The sequence below is a fragment of the Bradyrhizobium sp. HKCCYLS3070 genome (genome assembly GCF_051167575.1).
GTDB lineage: Bacteria > Pseudomonadota > Alphaproteobacteria > Rhizobiales > Xanthobacteraceae > Bradyrhizobium.
This window is the reverse complement of sequence record NZ_JBNPTI010000004.1, coordinates 149,906-164,609: the sequence shown is the minus strand read 5'-3', so window position 1 is coordinate 164,609 and position 14,704 is coordinate 149,906. Positions and strand designations below refer to the sequence as shown.

The window sequence follows — 14,704 nt, the reverse complement described above, 5'->3', positions numbered from 1 at the left end:
CAGCAGCAGACGCATTGCATCCCACACGACAAAGGCCGCCTGGTTCATCCAGGCGGCCTTTTCGGTCTTGGTCGGCCGGCGCTCAGCTCGCGCGGACCGAGCTCAGGAACTTGCCGACCTCGTCCCTCAGGCGGCCACTGTCACGCGACAGCAGCTTCGCCGCCGACAGCACCTCGGAGGACGCAGTCCCGGTGCTGCTTGCGCCGCGCTGCACGTCGGTGATGTTCGAGGAGACCTGCTGCGTGCCCTGGGCCGCCTGCTGGACGTTGCGTGAGATCTCCTGCGTCGCCGCGCCCTGTTGCTCGACTGCGGCGGCGATGGTGGCCGAGATCTCCGACAGGCGTTCGATGGTCTCGCTGATCTCGCGGATCGCGCCGACGGACTCCTGGGTGGCGGTCTGGATGCCCGCGATCTGCTGGCCAATGTCCCCGGTCGCCTTCGCGGTCTGCTCGGCAAGCGCCTTGACCTCGGTGGCGACCACGGCAAAGCCGCGTCCGGCGTCGCCCGCCCGTGCCGCCTCGATGGTGGCGTTCAGGGCGAGCAGGTTGGTCTGGCCGGCGATGCTGTTGATGAGCTCGACGACGTCGCCGATCCGCGCGGCCGCCTTCGACAGCTCGCCGACCCGCCCCGTGGTGGAGCGTGCCTGCGTGACGGCCTCGTTGGCCATGCGCGCGGACTGCTGCACCTGGCGGCTGATCTCGGTCACCGAGGAGGCCATCTCCTCGGTCGCCGACGCCACCGACTGCACGTTGGTGGACGCCTGCTCCGATGCCACGGCGACCGTCGTAGCCAGCGTCTGCGCCCGCTCCGCGGTGGCGCTCAACGAGCCGGCCGACGTCTCCAGCGTGCTCGAGGCAGCCGACACGGTCTCGACGATGCCGCCGACGGACGCCTCGAACTGATCCGCCATCTGGCTCATCGCGTGGCGGCGCTGGGCGTCGGCGGCGGCCTGGTCCTCGGCGCGCTGCGCGATGCTCTGCTTCAGGTCGCCCTGCATGGCTTTCAGGGAGGTGGCGAGGGCTCCGACCTCGTCCGCCTGCTCGATGGTGAGGGTCTGGTTGAAGTCGCCTTTGGCGATGCCGTTGGCAAACACGGCGCAATCCTGGATCGGACGGGCAATGCCCCGTGCCGCCACCCAGATGAGGAAGATCGCAAGCGCCGTGATCAGCGTTCCGACCCCGAGCTGCCACAGCGTGTTGTTGGTCGAGCGGCCGCTGAGCGAGGCGTCGAGCTGCCGTGCAGAGGCGAGAACGACGTCGCGCGGGACGGAGATCACGACCGACCAGGGCGTGTCGGTGAGACCGAATGTGATCGGGGCGTAGATGTCGACGTTGGGATTGTTGGGCTCGTCGAGAACGGTGCCCTTGCCGGTTCGAACGATGGCGGCGCTGTCGGCCCAGCGCGAGTCGGCCTCGGCGGCGGATTTGCCGATGACGTTCTGGTCGGCGCTGTCGGCGACGACGAGGCCGGTGTCGTTGAGGATCACGACCTTGCCCTTGCCGTCGAACAGCGAGGTGTTGATCTTGACCGCCAGCTTCTGCACGAAGTCGAGATTGTAGTCGGCGCCGGCGAGACCGCGGAATTTGCCGTCAATCATGACGGGAACGGACATCGTGGCCAGGAACACCGGCTTGCCCTGGACGATGTAGGGCAGCGGTCCGAGGATGTTCTCCTTCCCCGTGGTGCTCGGGTTGATGTACCAGGCGCCCTTCACGAGGCCATTCTGATGGCGCTCGCTGCTGTCGTATTCGACCAGCGGCTGCACGGCGATTGCGCCGCCGGCGCTTCGCGTCCAATAGGGGAGGAAGCGGCCGGTGTGATCGGAGCCCATTTCCTTGTTGGCCTTGAAGGCCGCATCGTTGCCGTCCAGCCCATCGGGCTCCCAGGCCGAGTAGGTGCCGTTGAAGGCGGGATTGAGCTCCAGCACATGCCGCAGCACGGCGTTGAGCTGCGCGCGGCGGGCGCTCGTGGCGGTCCCGTTCTTGGCGTCCGCCAACACCGCAAAGGACTGCGCCAGGGTGCGCGCGGCGTCGAACCCGACCTCCAGCTCGGCCTTGATGACGTTGGCCTCGGTGGAGGCCCGGTTCATCAGGCTTTCCTTGGTCTGGCGATCGACGAGCTGCATCACCTCGTGGTTGACGTACTGGTTCATGCTCTGCGTCGAGAACAGACCGTAGCCGATCAGGATGACGCAGGTGAGCGCCAGGCAGAAGCCGGCGATCAAGGCGATCTTGGTCTGGATGGAGCGTATTGCCGCAAAGGATAGGCGCATGTTTCCCTCTCATGGTTGCCTCGCGACACCGGCAATGACGTTCGTCGGTGCGAAGCGCGTGCGGGAACCATCCGGACTGAGGATTAATGTGCTTTAAGGCACCGGCTCCATTTCAGGGCGCACGGACCAGTTCAGGCGAGGGAGTGTCGCAGTGTTGCGACACCTCCGTAGTCGTCCGGGGAAAGTGAGGCATCGGTCGCGGCCCCGGCGGCGAGCGAAGGATTGCAGCCTGGTCGGCGTTCCTTGACGCCGGTCAAACCGCGGTGCTGTAGTTGCGCTAGTCTAGCAACAAGCCGCGCCAACGCGGGGAGAGCCGGGAGGAGGGACATGGGGCGTTCGCCCGGGAATGCCCATTCGGATCGCGTCCTTGAGGCCTTGGCCAAGGGGGATGCGAAGGCTGACGCTGACAGCAGAGCCGACAGAGGCGCGCCGGCGGTTTCGGCGCTCGCGGCATCATGGCGCCGCTCCGGCCATCTCCATGCGCTCGATCCCGCCACGCCGAAGCTGCCGGCTCGCCTGACGGCCGCCGAAATCGCGGACGCGCGCGCGCGGCTCGGGCGGCTGCTCGCGATCGCGCAGGCGAGCCTCGACCGGCTGTTCCTGGCGGTTGGGGGCGTCGGCTGCTCGGTGCTGCTCGCCGATGCCGACGGCACCGTGCTCGAGCGCCGCGGCGCCCGCGGGGACGACGCCACCTTCGAATCCTGGGGCCTGTGGACCGGCGCGGTGTGGAGCGAGCGGCGCGAGGGCACCAACGCCATCGGCACCTGCCTGGTCGAGAAGCGGCCGCTGACCATCGACCGAGATCAGCACTACCTGTCGCGCAACGCGCGCCTGTTCTGCACCACGGCGCCGATCTTCGACGAGCACGGTCAGCTCAAGGCCGCGCTCGACGTCTCCTCCTGTCGTGCCGATCTGACCGAAGGCTTCAGCCGGCTGATCGCGACCACCGTCGCGGATGCCGCGCGCCTGATCGAGGCGGAGAATTTCCGCCAGGCCTTTCCGCACGCCCGCATCGTGCTCACGCCGGACAGCGAGCGCGAGATCAACTCGCTGCTGGCAGTCGATCGCAACGACCTCGTCATCGGTGCCACACGGGCGGCGCGCCGTGCGCTCAACCTTTCTTCGTCCGCGCTGGCGCGCCCGGTGCCAGCCGGCGACCTGATCAAGGACGCAACCACCGAGGGCGACGACATCGACGCCGCCGAGCGTGCTGTTCTGAAGCGCGCGCTGGCGCGCGCCGGCGGCAACGTCTCGAAGGCGGCGAAGGAGCTCGACATGTCGCGCGCCACCCTGCACCGGAAGATGAAGCGGCTCGGGCTCGAGCGGTGAACGCGCCGCGGCTGTCGAATCGCAGCCAAGATGTCGCAGAACTGCGACACTTCCTCGGACGCGCTCGCTCCGGCCTCTGGTCTGTTGCGTCGGTTTGATCGAGCCTGTCTCCAACGCCGTGTGCATCGGCGTGAATGGGAGAGACAGATGACCAAGGTTGACGTCAATGCGGCGTTCAAGCCGCCGTTCGCTGCGCGTTACGACAATTTCATCGGCGGCGCCTGGAAGGCCCCCAACGCCGGCAAATATTTCGACAACATCTCGCCGATCACCGGCCAGCCGGTGTGCCAGATCGCGCGCTCCGATGCCTCTGACATCGAGGCCGCGCTCGACGCCGCGCATGCCGCCAAGGACGGCTGGGCCCGCGCCAGCGTCACCGAGCGCGCGATGGTCCTCAACCGGATCGCCGACCGCATGGAGGCCAATCTCGACAAGCTCGCGCTCGCCGAGACCTGGGACAATGGCAAGCCGATCCGCGAGACGACCGCCGCCGATATCCCGCTCGCCATCGATCACTTCCGCTATTTCGCCGGCGTGATCCGCGCGCAGGAAGGCTCGATCGCCGAGATCGACCACGATACCATCGCCTATCACTTCCACGAGCCGCTCGGCGTCGTCGGCCAGATCATTCCGTGGAATTTCCCGATCCTGATGGCGGCCTGGAAGCTCGCGCCCGCGCTCGCCGCCGGCAACTGCGTCGTGCTCAAGCCGGCCGAGCAGACACCGGCCTCGATCCTCGTGCTGATGGAGATCGTCGGCGACCTGCTGCCGCCGGGCGTGCTCAACGTCGTCAACGGGTTCGGCCTCGAAGCAGGCAAGCCGCTGGCATCGTCGAACCGCATCGCCAAGATCGCCTTCACCGGCGAGACCTCGACGGGGCGGCTGATCATGCAATACGCGTCGCAGAACCTGATCCCGGTTACCCTCGAGCTCGGCGGCAAGTCGCCCAACATCTTCTTCAAGGACGTCTGCGCCGAGGACGACGACTTCCTCGACAAGGCGATCGAGGGCTTCGTGATGTTCGCGCTCAACCAGGGCGAGGTCTGCACCTGCCCGAGCCGCGCGCTGATCCATGAATCGATCTATGAACGCTTCATGGAGCGTGCGCTCAAGCGCGTCGGAGCGATCGTGCAGGGCAGCCCGCTCGATCCCGCCACCATGATCGGCGCGCAGGCCTCCTCGGAGCAGCTCACCAAGATCCTGTCCTACATCGACATCGGCAAGAACGAGGGTGCGCAGCTCCTGATCGGCGGCGAGCGCAACATGCTCGGCGGCGATCTCGCCGGCGGCTATTACGTCAAGCCGACGGTGTTCAAGGGACACAACAAGATGCGCGTGTTCCAGGAGGAGATCTTCGGACCCGTCGTCTCGGTCACGACCTTCAAGACCGAGGACGAGGCGCTGGCGATCGCCAACGACACGCTCTACGGCCTGGGGGCCGGCGTGTGGAGCCGCGACGCCAACACATGCTACCGCTTCGGCCGCAACATCCAGGCGGGGCGCGTCTGGACCAACTGCTATCACGCCTATCCGGCGCATGCGGCGTTCGGCGGTTACAAGCAGTCCGGCGTCGGACGCGAGACCCACAAGGTGATGCTCGACCACTACCAGCAGACCAAGAACATGCTGGTCAGCTACAGCCCGAAGAAGCTCGGCTTCTTCTGAGGCAGGGGGCGCCGGGCCGGTCGGGCATGAGCGCCCCGACCGGCCCGTGCGCGTCTCACGAGGTTGCGTGGCGTCACGTACGCACCTCCTGGTCCTTGTGCCACATCTTCCGACAAGGCGACGGCCGATGCGATCCTCCGGCCAGCGGTCCAGACCCAACGCCGACCATCGAGCCGGCGCGTCCCGTCCCTGCCGCGGGCGGTCTCTGTCGTTTGGCGGACCTCCCGGTTAACGCGATGTTTGACAGTTAACGTCAGATTGAGGCCGGTGAGGCGGACAGCCTTTTTCCTGAGCCGACGAAAGCCGGTCGATGGGGGTCTCGGCGACACCCGGCCGCATGCCGGACGACGCCGGTTCCGCCAGCGCGTCGACCGGACCGTCCGTGAAGGCCGGGACATCCCGTCTGTCCGCCCCGCATCGTGATGACCGCAAGGAGGACCAGCCATGGCCCACGTTGTGAAGCCGACGGGAATCGAGCACATGCTCGGCGAAGAAGACCTGATCGTCTCGAAGACCGACCGCAAGGGACGCATCACCTACGCCAACGACGTCTTCGTTCGCATGGCCAGGTATAGCTATGACGAGCTCCTGGGAGCGCCTCACAGCCTGATCCGCCATCCCGAGATGCCGCGCTGCGTCTTCAAGCTGCTGTGGGACACGCTGGAGGCCAAGCGCGAGATCTTCGCCTATGTCGTCAACCTGGCCAAGGACGGCAGCCATTATTGGGTGCTCGCCCATGTGACGCCGACGCTGGACGACCAGGGCAATATCATCGGCTACCATTCCAACCGCCGCAGACCCGAGCGTGCGCCGATCGAGCGGCTCAAGTCCATCTACAAGGCGCTGTGCGACGAAGAGGCGCGCCACGCCAATGCCAAGGACGGCCTGCGCGCAAGCTTTGACATGATGGTCGCGGTGATCAAACAACAAGGCGTTGAATATGATGAGTTCGTGCTCTCTCTCTAAGGCGCAGATCGCGATCGCGGCCGCTGCGCTGCTGGCGCTTGGCGCGCTGGCCTGGCTCGTCGTCGCCGGCGCGACCCCGCCCGCGGCAGGCGGAGCGCTGCTCATCGCGGTCGCGCTGCTGCTCGGCCTTGCCCTGTGGCAGCTGCGCTTGGCGGCCGCCGTGGTCGCGGAGGCGGCCATGGTGTGTCACAGCGCGGCCAAAGGCAACCTTGAGCCGCGGGTGCTGAGCCGGCGCCAGCACGGCGACATCGGTTTGTTGCAGAAATCGATCAACGACATGCTCGACATCACCGACGCCTTCGTGCGCGAAGCGTCGGCCTCGATGGACTATGCCAGCCGCGGCAAGCATTTCCGCAAGATCATGGCGCGAGGCCTGCCTGGCGCATTCCGCCGGTCCGCGGCGATCATCAACCAGGGCACCGACAGCCTGGGCCGCCGGGTGGTCGACATTGCGGGTCTGGCCCGGCAGTTCGGCACCCAACTCGATCAGATCGTCGTCAGCCTCGTCGGTGCGGCGGAGGATCTCGAGTCCGATGCCGGCCACGTCGCGACGGCCGCGACGGAAACCAGCCGCCAGACCGAGGATGTGATCGCCGCCTCGGGGCGCGCGTCGTCCAATGTTCAGACGGCGGCGGGCGCGGCCGATCAGCTCGCGTCCTCGATCGCCGAAATTGGCCGGCAGGTTTCACGCTCCACCGAAAGTGCCGGGCGTGCGGTCAGCGAGGCCAATCGTGCCGGCGGGGAGATCCGCGAACTTGCCGATGCCGCGGTCCGGATCGGCGACGTGGTCAAGCTGATCAGCGAGATCGCTGAACAGACCAATCTCCTGGCGCTGAATGCGTCGATCGAAGCGGCGCGGGCCGGCGACGCCGGGCGTGGTTTTTCCGTCGTTGCGGCCGAGGTCAAGAGTCTTGCCGATCAGACCGCCAAGGCGACCGAAGAGATCAGCGCCAAGGTCAACGAGATGCAGCACTCGACCTCCACGTCGGTCGCGTCGGTCGAGGCGATCGCGCGAACGATCGCCGAGATCGACGAGATCGCTTCCGCCATTTCGGCCGCGGTCGACCAGCAGGCGGCGGCGACGCGAGACATCGCGCACAACGTTCAGGAAGCCTCGTCCGGCACGGCACGGGTCGCGTCCAATGTCGGCGCGATCAGCAGCGCTGCCGCCGACACCGGCCGGATCGCGGCGCGGGTCAACAATGCCTCCGAGCGGGTCCATGGTGAGGTCGAGACGCTGCGTCGCGAGGTCGACCAGTTCATGAAGCGGCTGATGGCAACGGGATAGCTGCGGCGGCGTGCGGGCAGGTGTCTGCCGCGCGACCGTCGAGCGCCCCGCGGCCGGCCTGGGCCCGATCAGCTCGCGGCGCGCGCCGGCTTCACCGGCCCGACATCCACCTGGATCTCATCGCCCTCGACCTGCAGCGGGTAGGCGTGCAGCGCATTGCGGACGAGATGGGTGACGCACTTGCCATGGGTGGCGTCGAAGCCCCATTGATGGTGCGGGCAGGTGATCGTCCGGCCGTCGAAGGTCGCTTCCGCCAGCGGCACGTCGGCATGCGGGCAGCGGCCGCGATAGGCCTTCAGCTCGCCGCCACGGGGCCAGAGCAGCAGCACGCTCTTCTTGCCGACCTGGTACAGGCCCATGCCGCCTTCGGTCATGGCGCTTGTCGGACAGACTGCGGTGAAAGCCATCGGATCGCCTGCTGATTGATGCCGTCAGGCAGGCCCACGCAAGTTCCGGACCAGCGGAAAGCGGGGACAAACAGGGGAGTCTTGTCGCAAACGCGACAGGGCGCTGATTGAGCGCGGTCCTATGCGCGGCCGAGCGCGGCGAGGAATTCCTGCTGTGGAATGGAACAGGCCCTGCGCCCGCACCAGGCCGCGGCCGAGATCGTCGAGCTTGGCAGCCATCCCCGGGAGGAACCGCCAGCTCCAATGCCACCAGCGCAGGTTGAATTCCGCCGTCGAGAACGTTGATTGCCACATCTGCCATCGACGCGCGAGTCCGCGGCGATCGGTCGTTGAGGGCACGCCGACGAGACAGAATGTGGTTCCAAGCACAACGCCGCCCCAGAGAGGGCGGCGCTTCTCGATGCTTTCAATCAGATGCGGGTCGACGATCGAACTCTATTCCTTCCGCTCCGAGGTCCAACCCTTGTACTCGCCGACATTGTCGCGCGTGATCAGCTTGGAGGGCAGCAGCTCGACCGTCGAGGCCGGCTTCTGGCCATTGAGCAGGCCGACGCCGATCTGCACGGCGCGGCGGGCCATGAAGAACGGATCCTGCGAGGCCGAGGCTTGGATCTGCTGCGAGGCCGGATCCTTCAGCGCCGCCTCGATGTCGGGGGCGCCGTCGACCGCGGTGATGATGATGCCGGTGCGCTGCTGCTGACGCGCAGCGAGATCGGTGCCGATCGCCTGCGGATCGTTGATGGCAAAGATGGCGTCGATCTTCGGGAAGCGGGTGAGATAGCCCTGCGTCACCGTGAGGCCGCCCTCTCGCGAGCCCTTGCCGTCCTGGTCGCTGGAGAGAACCTTGATGCCGGGGGCCTTGGCGAACACGCTCTTGCAGCCGTTGACGCGGTCGATCACCGCCGACACCTGCGGCCCGTTCTCGATGATCACGTCACCCTTGCCGCCGAGTTTGTCGACGATGTACTGGCACGAGATCTCGCCGGCCTGCACGTTGTTGGTCGTCACGGTGGCATCGGCGCCCTCGGCGGCGGTGTCGACCGCAACGACGAGGATGCCGGCCGCCTGCGCCTTCTTGATCGCCGGGCCGATCGCCTTGGGATCTCCCGGGTTGAGCAGGATCATGTCGACGCCGGCGGCGATGAAATTGTCGATCTGGGTGACCTGCTTGCCGAGATCATATTCGAAGCCGACCGCGGTGATCTTGACGTTGGGATTGGTCTTCTTGGCCTCGAACTCGGCGCCCTTCGACAACGCGACGAAGAACGGGTTGCCGAGTGAGCCCAGCGACACGCCGATCGATTTCAGCTCCTTGGCCGATGACGGCGCGGAGCTCATCACGAGCGCCAGCGCGGCACCGGCTGATAACATCGACTTGACCATGTGTTTCCTCCCTGGTCCTTCCTGTTCGTCTACGCACGGCGGACCAGTGGCCGTGGAAGAATGCGTTGTGGCGGGCCCCGGTGGCGCCCGCCATGTTGTCTCAGGTGCGGGCCGAGCCCTGCAGCCGGTAGCGGTCGAGCGCGACGGCGCCGATGATCACGAGGCCCTTGATGACGTATTGCCAGATGTCGGACACGCCGACCAAGATGAGCCCGTTCGACAACACCGCGATGATGAGCGCGCCGACCAGCGTGCCCCAGATCGAGCCGATGCCGCCGACGAACGACGTGCCGCCGAGAATGACGGCGGTGATCGCGTCGAGCTCGTAGGACTGGCCGAGCTGCAGACCGTTCGCCGCATAGAGCCGCGCCGCCTGCATGCCGCCGCCGAGGCCGGCGAGCAGGCCGGACATGCCGTAGACGAAGATCAGCACCGCCCAGACCTTGATGCCGGCGAGTCGCGCGGCGCTCTCATTGCCGCCGACGGCATAGATGTGCACGCCGAGCACGGTCCGGCGCAGGATCAGCCAGGAGCCCAGGATCACCAGCAGCGCGATCACCGACAGCCAGGGGATCGAGACGACGCCGGGAATGATCGTCAGCGAGGCGTTGCCGATGAAGGCGTAGGGAATCGATGGGTTGAACACGGTGGTGTCGCCACCCATCAGGCGGGCGAGACCGCGCACCGCCGTGAGCGACCCGAGTGTCACGATGAACGGCGGCAGCCGCAATAGCGCGATCAACGCGCCATTGACGACGCCGAAGGCAAGGCCCGTCAGCACCGCGGCCGGCAGCCACAGTGCGCCGAGATCGGGCATCTTCGACAGTGTCAGGCCGGCCATGGCAGCCGCGGCGAGGATCGAGCCGACCGACAAATCGATGCCGCCGGTCAGGATGACGAAGGTCATGCCGGCGGCGAGCACGGTATTCACGGCGGCCTGCTGCAGCACGATGCCGAGATTCTGTCCTGAGAAGAAGCGTCCGTCGGACAGCATGTGGAAGCCGACGCAGAGGATCAGCAGCACCGGCAGCATGCCGGCGGCGCGGATCATCAGCCGTAGCCGCTGCTGCTTGTTGTCCGATGCGGACGGCAGGCCGGATGAAGGCGCGGTCTTGGCTTGCGACGAACTGTTGTCAGGCATCGACGTGCTCCGTCCCGGTGGCCAGCGCCATGATGTCTTCCTGGGTGATGGGGGATGTCGCGCTCTGCTGCAACTCGCCGGCCAGATGCCCTTCGCGCATCACCAGCACGCGGTCGCAGATGCCGAGAATCTCCGGCAGATCGGACGAGATCACCAGGATCGCGGTGCCGGACTTGGCGAGATTGTCGATGATCGAATAGATCTCGGACTTGGCGCCGACATCGACGCCGCGGGTCGGCTCGTCCAGGATCAGGACCTTCGGCGCGGTCGCAAGCAGGCGGGACAGCAGCACCTTCTGCTGATTGCCGCCCGACAGGCCGCCGACGGTGACGCCAGGATTGGGAGCGCGGATGCCGAGCGCGCTGAACGCCTCGTCGGCGCGTGCGCGCGCCTTGTCGCGGTCGAGAATGCCGCCGGGCTTCGCGTCCCGTCCGATCACGGCGAGGTTGATGTTGTCGGCGCAGGACATGTCGAGGAACAGCCCGAGCGCCTTCCTGTCCTCGGTCAGATAGGCGATGCCGGCATCGAGCGCATCGCGCGGCGTGTCGATGCTGACTTTCTCACCGTCGAGCTCGATGTGTCCGGTCGTCTTCGGCGCGGCTCCGATGATGAGATGCGCGAGCTCGGTGCGTCCGGCGCCGATCAGCCCGGCGAGGCCGACCACCTCGCCGGCATGAACGGTCAACGAGCAATTCTTGACGCGATGGCCGTCGCCGAGGTCGACGGCGCTGAGCACCGCGCGATCACGCTTGGCGTGCGGGTCGTGGTCCTTCTTGTAGAACGACGACACGTCGCGACCGACCATCATGCGGACGATGCTGTCGGCGCGGATCTCCGGCTTGTCGAGCGAGCCGACCAGCCGGCCGTCGCGCAGCACGGTGACGCGGTCGCCGAGCGCATAGACCTCGTCCATGCGATGCGAGATGTAGATGATGGCGAGCCCTTCGGCGCGGAGCTGGCGGATCAGCGCGAACAGCTTCTCGCTCTCGCCGGCCGACAGCGAGGTGGTCGGCTCGTCCATGATCAGGATCTTGGATCGTGCATGCAGCGCGCGGGCAATCTCCACCAGCTGGCGCTGGCCCATCGACAACTCGGCCACCAAGGTGGAGGCCGTGAAATCGGCGCCGAGCCGGTCCAGGATCGGTCCGACGCCCTCGCGCATCGTGCTGCGCGCGAGCAGGCCGCTCTGCGACAGCTCGCGGCCGAGATAGATGTTTTCGGCGACCGTCAGGTTCGGCGCCAGCGACAACTCTTGGTAGATGATCGAAATGCCGGCGTTGCGGCCGCCCATCGGCCCTTCGATGCGCACCGGCCGGCCCTCGATGCGGATCTCACCGCCGGGATCCGGGCGATAGGCGCCGGAGAGAATCTTCATCAGCGTGGATTTGCCGGCACCGTTCTCGCCCATCAGCGCATGGACTTCGCCGGCGTAGACGGTGAGGTCGACCTTGTGCAGGGCCTTGATGGTGAAGAATGACTTCGACACCCCGCGCATCTCGAGGATCGGACCGCTCATCGTGCCTCCCAATGCACGTCGTCTCGTCGTCCGCGGCTCGTTGATCGCTGGCGCGGGAAGCCATTAAACTAGAGGCTGTTGCCGAATACAATATGAAAGAGACGCCGCCGCAACACGTCGCCGCGACGAATGCCTTTCGGAGATCCGGTTAGCTCGGCCGACGATAGAGCTGTCGCCAGCGCGGCCGCCGCTCGGCATAGGCTGCCGACAGCGCGACGTCCGGAGCGAAGGTCCGCACGCGCGCCGGCGGCGTGCAGACCGCGCCGATGTCCTCACCGGTGACGGCAAGACGTGCCAGCCGCGCCGCGCCGAAGGCGGCGCCGGTCTCGCCCTCGGCCAGCCGATGAACGGGAATGCCGAGCACATTCGCCAGGATCGCCAGCCAAAGGTCCGAGCGCGATCCGCCGCCGATCGCATCCGCTTCGGCAATGACGAGCCCGGTTTCCGTCAGCGCGTCGCGGCAGTCGGCCAGTGCGAAGGCAACGCCCTCGAGCACTGCCTGGACGATGGCGTTGCGGTCGGTGGCGTGGCTCAGGCCGTCGAGCAGGCCGCGGACATGGGGATCGTCATGCGGCGTGCGCTCGCCCGCGAGATAGGGCAGGAAGCTGACCGGCGACGGCGCGGCGGGCCCCGCGCCCAGCGGGGCGAGCAGCTCGGTCTCGCTCGCGCCGAGCAGCCGCGCGACCCAGGCGAGGCATGAGGCCGCCGACAGCATCGCGCCAGCCTGCAGCCACATCGCCGGGATGGCATGACAGAAGGTGTGAACGACGCGCTCGGGATTGGCCGTGACGGCGTCGACCGGCGAGATCACGGCGCCGGACGTGCCGAGCGTGATGAACGTGGCGCCCGGCCGGATCGCGCCGATGCCGATGGCGCCGGCCGGGTTGTCGCCGGCGCCTCCCGCGATGGTTGGGCGCTTCGTCATGCCCCAGCGTTCCGCGAGGTTACTGCGCAGCCGGCCTGCCGGCGCGCAGCCTTCGACGAGGCGCGGCATCTGCGCACGGGTGAGGCCGGTGGCGGCGAGGCCCTCGTCGCACCAGTCGCGCCTGGTGACATCGAGCCAGAGCGAGCCGGACGCATCGGACATGTCCTCGATCGCATCGCCCGTCAGCACCAGCCGGACATAGGCCTTCGGCAGCAGAACCAGCCGCGTGGCCGCGAAGATCTCGGGCTCGTGCGCCGCGATCCACATCAGCTTCGGCGCGGCGAAGCCGGGCATCGCCTTGTTGCCGGTGATCGTGCGCAAGGCGGACCAGCGCTGCTCCAGCGCAGCGCATTCGCGCTCCGACCGGCCGTCGTTCCAGAGAATGCAGGGCCGCAACGGATTCATCGCGGCATCGAGCAGCACCGGGCCATGCATCTGGCCCGACAGGCCGATGGCGTCCACCGCCGCCAACGCGCCGGGATGATCCGCCTTCAGCGCATCGAGCGTGGCGAATACCGCGCCGATCCATGCGGCGGGGTCCTGCTCGGCCCGGCCCGGTCGCGGCACGTCCATCGTCAAGGCGTGGCTGCGGCTCGCAACGACGCGCTGCGTGTCATCGACGATGATCGTCTTGACCGCGGATGTTCCAAGATCGATGCCGAGATACATGACGTCTCACGCCTGCGTGCGCAACGACGGATACGGAGTGGAGCGATACCAGACTCCTGATAGCCTTGTCATCCGAACGCGAGTCATCGCAGCGTGCTGAGGCGAGATCATTTTCACGGAGTCGAGACATGGAGCCATCTGACCAACCAGCCGAACGGGCGTCGCGTCTCGTCGGACACTACGCGCTGGTGACGGGCGCAACGCAAGGCATCGGCCGCGCGATCGCGGTGCGGTTTGCCGAGGAGGGTGCGCATGTCGCGATCAATTTCGGCGGCCCGTCGCCGTCCGGCGACGAAACCCTGGCGCTGGTGCAGGCCGCCTCTGCCGCGCATGGTCACGGCTCGCGTGATCACGTTGCCGTGAAGGCCGACATCGGCGTCGAGGCCGAGATCGCCGAGATGTTCGAGACGGTGCTGAAGCGCTGGCCCCGGCTCGACTGCCTGGTCAACAATGCCGGCTTTCAGCGGGAATCGCCCAGCGAGGCGCTCGACGTCGACACGTATCGCAAGATCCTCGAGGTCAACCTCAACGGTGCCGTGCTCTGCGCGCGTCACGCGCTGGCGCATTTCGTCACGCGCGGCGGCGGCAACATCATCAACACCTCAAGCGTGCACCAGATCATTCCGAAGCCCGGCTATCTCGCTTATTCGATCAGTAAGAGCGCGATGGCGGGCCTCACGCGGACCCTGGCGCTCGAATTCGCCGGGCGCGGCATCCGCGTCAATTCGGTCGGGCCGGGCGCCGTCGACACGCCGATCAACGCGGCCTGGACCGGGGACCCGGCCAAGCGCGCGGCGGTCGAGTCCCACATTCCGATGGGGCGGGTGGCGAGCCCGGAAGAGATCGCCGGCGTGTTCGCCTTTCTCGCCTCGTCCGAAGCGAGCTACATCACCGGACAGACGATCTATGCATGCGGCGGCATCACGCTGTTCGGCGAATTCCGAGACAATTGGGCGAGCTGATCCCGGCCCTGCATCGCTCATGCGCGCGTGCGCGTACCATCATTCGCATTCTATCCACTTGCATTGTCATCGTCGCAGTGAGGATCTCTTAAGCATCCGCGGCGCATGGCAGCCCTTCGCGGGTGCAGCGAGATTTCGTTAAGGCGTGGGTACGAGAGTGCGCGCGCTTGGCGAACTGGAA

Annotated in this window: 11 protein-coding genes; 5 read left to right on the top strand and 6 right to left on the bottom strand. The window is 67.0% G+C overall.

What is annotated here, in order from left to right:
* Window positions 1–82 precede the first annotated feature (82 nt).
* The gene (locus tag ACQR03_RS15820; protein WP_434841705.1) at window positions 83–2,272 is read right to left on the bottom strand and encodes a methyl-accepting chemotaxis protein; all 2,190 of its coding nucleotides are present in this window, start codon (window positions 2,270–2,272) and stop codon (window positions 83–85) included.
* Window positions 2,273–2,599: 327 nt separating this feature from the next.
* On the opposite strand from ACQR03_RS15820, the gene ACQR03_RS15815 reads away from it, so the two are divergent.
* The 4 genes from ACQR03_RS15815 (at window position 2,600) to ACQR03_RS15800 (ending at window position 7,520) form a co-directional block, all read left to right on the top strand.
* Window positions 2,600–3,601, top strand: a complete 1,002-nt coding sequence (locus ACQR03_RS15815) for a helix-turn-helix domain-containing protein (protein ID WP_434841704.1) — start codon at window positions 2,600–2,602, stop codon at window positions 3,599–3,601.
* Between the two features lie 147 nt (window positions 3,602–3,748).
* Entirely contained in the window at window positions 3,749–5,266 is a 1,518-nt protein-coding gene (gene adh / locus ACQR03_RS15810; protein WP_315713938.1) for an aldehyde dehydrogenase, read from the top strand.
* A 444-nt stretch (window positions 5,267–5,710) separates the two neighbouring features.
* Complete coding sequence (locus ACQR03_RS15805) at window positions 5,711–6,232, top strand: PAS domain-containing protein (protein ID WP_315752630.1); 522 nt, start codon at window positions 5,711–5,713, stop codon at window positions 6,230–6,232.
* A complete protein-coding gene (locus ACQR03_RS15800; protein ID WP_315713940.1) occupies window positions 6,210–7,520 on the top strand; it encodes a methyl-accepting chemotaxis protein in 1,311 nt (436 codons plus the stop codon). The genes ACQR03_RS15805 and ACQR03_RS15800 overlap by 23 nt, the downstream gene beginning before the upstream one ends.
* Before the next feature lie 68 nt (window positions 7,521–7,588).
* Here ACQR03_RS15800 and ACQR03_RS15795 read toward each other — a convergent pair whose 3' ends face one another.
* The 5 genes from ACQR03_RS15795 to xylB all read right to left on the bottom strand — a co-directional run bounded on the left by ACQR03_RS15795 (window position 7,589) and on the right by xylB (window position 13,561).
* Window positions 7,589–7,927 (bottom strand): Rieske 2Fe-2S domain-containing protein, encoded by a 339-nt coding sequence (locus tag ACQR03_RS15795; protein ID WP_315713941.1) that lies wholly within the window; start codon window positions 7,925–7,927, stop codon window positions 7,589–7,591.
* 435 nt (window positions 7,928–8,362) lie between these two features.
* Window positions 8,363–9,310, bottom strand: coding sequence for an ABC transporter substrate-binding protein (locus ACQR03_RS15790; RefSeq protein ID WP_315713942.1), 948 nt, complete (start codon window positions 9,308–9,310; stop codon window positions 8,363–8,365).
* Window positions 9,311–9,410: 100 nt separating this feature from the next.
* Window positions 9,411–10,451 carry an ABC transporter permease subunit gene (locus tag ACQR03_RS15785; RefSeq protein ID WP_315713943.1) on the bottom strand — a complete coding sequence of 347 codons (1,041 nt, stop codon included), beginning with the start codon at window positions 10,449–10,451 and terminating at the stop codon, window positions 9,411–9,413.
* Entirely contained in the window at window positions 10,444–11,967 is a 1,524-nt protein-coding gene (locus ACQR03_RS15780) for a sugar ABC transporter ATP-binding protein (protein ID WP_315713944.1), read from the bottom strand. Before ACQR03_RS15780 ends, ACQR03_RS15785 begins: the two co-directional genes overlap by 8 nt.
* Before the next feature lie 148 nt (window positions 11,968–12,115).
* Complete coding sequence (gene xylB, locus ACQR03_RS15775; RefSeq protein ID WP_315752631.1) at window positions 12,116–13,561, bottom strand: xylulokinase; 1,446 nt, start codon at window positions 13,559–13,561, stop codon at window positions 12,116–12,118.
* 128 nt (window positions 13,562–13,689) lie between these two features.
* Between xylB and ACQR03_RS15770 the strand changes: the two genes are divergently transcribed.
* Window positions 13,690–14,523, top strand: a complete 834-nt coding sequence (locus tag ACQR03_RS15770; protein ID WP_315713946.1) for a glucose 1-dehydrogenase — start codon at window positions 13,690–13,692, stop codon at window positions 14,521–14,523.
* Window positions 14,524–14,704 lie beyond the last annotated feature (181 nt).

What these genes read in the sequence shown, in the direction of transcription:
- ACQR03_RS15780 (WP_315713944.1), bottom strand. Translation starts at nt 11,967, where the DNA reads ATGAGCGGTCCGATCCTCGAGATGCGCGGGGTGTCGAAGTCATTCTTC.
- ACQR03_RS15770 (WP_315713946.1), top strand. Translation starts at nt 13,690, where the DNA reads ATGGAGCCATCTGACCAACCAGCCGAACGGGCGTCGCGTCTCGTCGGA.
- xylB (WP_315752631.1), bottom strand. Translation starts at nt 13,561, where the DNA reads ATGTATCTCGGCATCGATCTTGGAACATCCGCGGTCAAGACGATCATC.
- ACQR03_RS15800 (WP_315713940.1), top strand. Translation starts at nt 6,210, where the DNA reads ATGAGTTCGTGCTCTCTCTCTAAGGCGCAGATCGCGATCGCGGCCGCT.
- ACQR03_RS15790 (WP_315713942.1), bottom strand. Translation starts at nt 9,310, where the DNA reads ATGGTCAAGTCGATGTTATCAGCCGGTGCCGCGCTGGCGCTCGTGATG.
- ACQR03_RS15815 (WP_434841704.1), top strand. Translation starts at nt 2,600, where the DNA reads ATGGGGCGTTCGCCCGGGAATGCCCATTCGGATCGCGTCCTTGAGGCC.
- ACQR03_RS15805 (WP_315752630.1), top strand. Translation starts at nt 5,711, where the DNA reads ATGGCCCACGTTGTGAAGCCGACGGGAATCGAGCACATGCTCGGCGAA.
- ACQR03_RS15820 (WP_434841705.1), bottom strand. Translation starts at nt 2,272, where the DNA reads ATGCGCCTATCCTTTGCGGCAATACGCTCCATCCAGACCAAGATCGCC.
- ACQR03_RS15785 (WP_315713943.1), bottom strand. Translation starts at nt 10,451, where the DNA reads ATGCCTGACAACAGTTCGTCGCAAGCCAAGACCGCGCCTTCATCCGGC.
- adh (WP_315713938.1), top strand. Translation starts at nt 3,749, where the DNA reads ATGACCAAGGTTGACGTCAATGCGGCGTTCAAGCCGCCGTTCGCTGCG.
- ACQR03_RS15795 (WP_315713941.1), bottom strand. Translation starts at nt 7,927, where the DNA reads ATGGCTTTCACCGCAGTCTGTCCGACAAGCGCCATGACCGAAGGCGGC.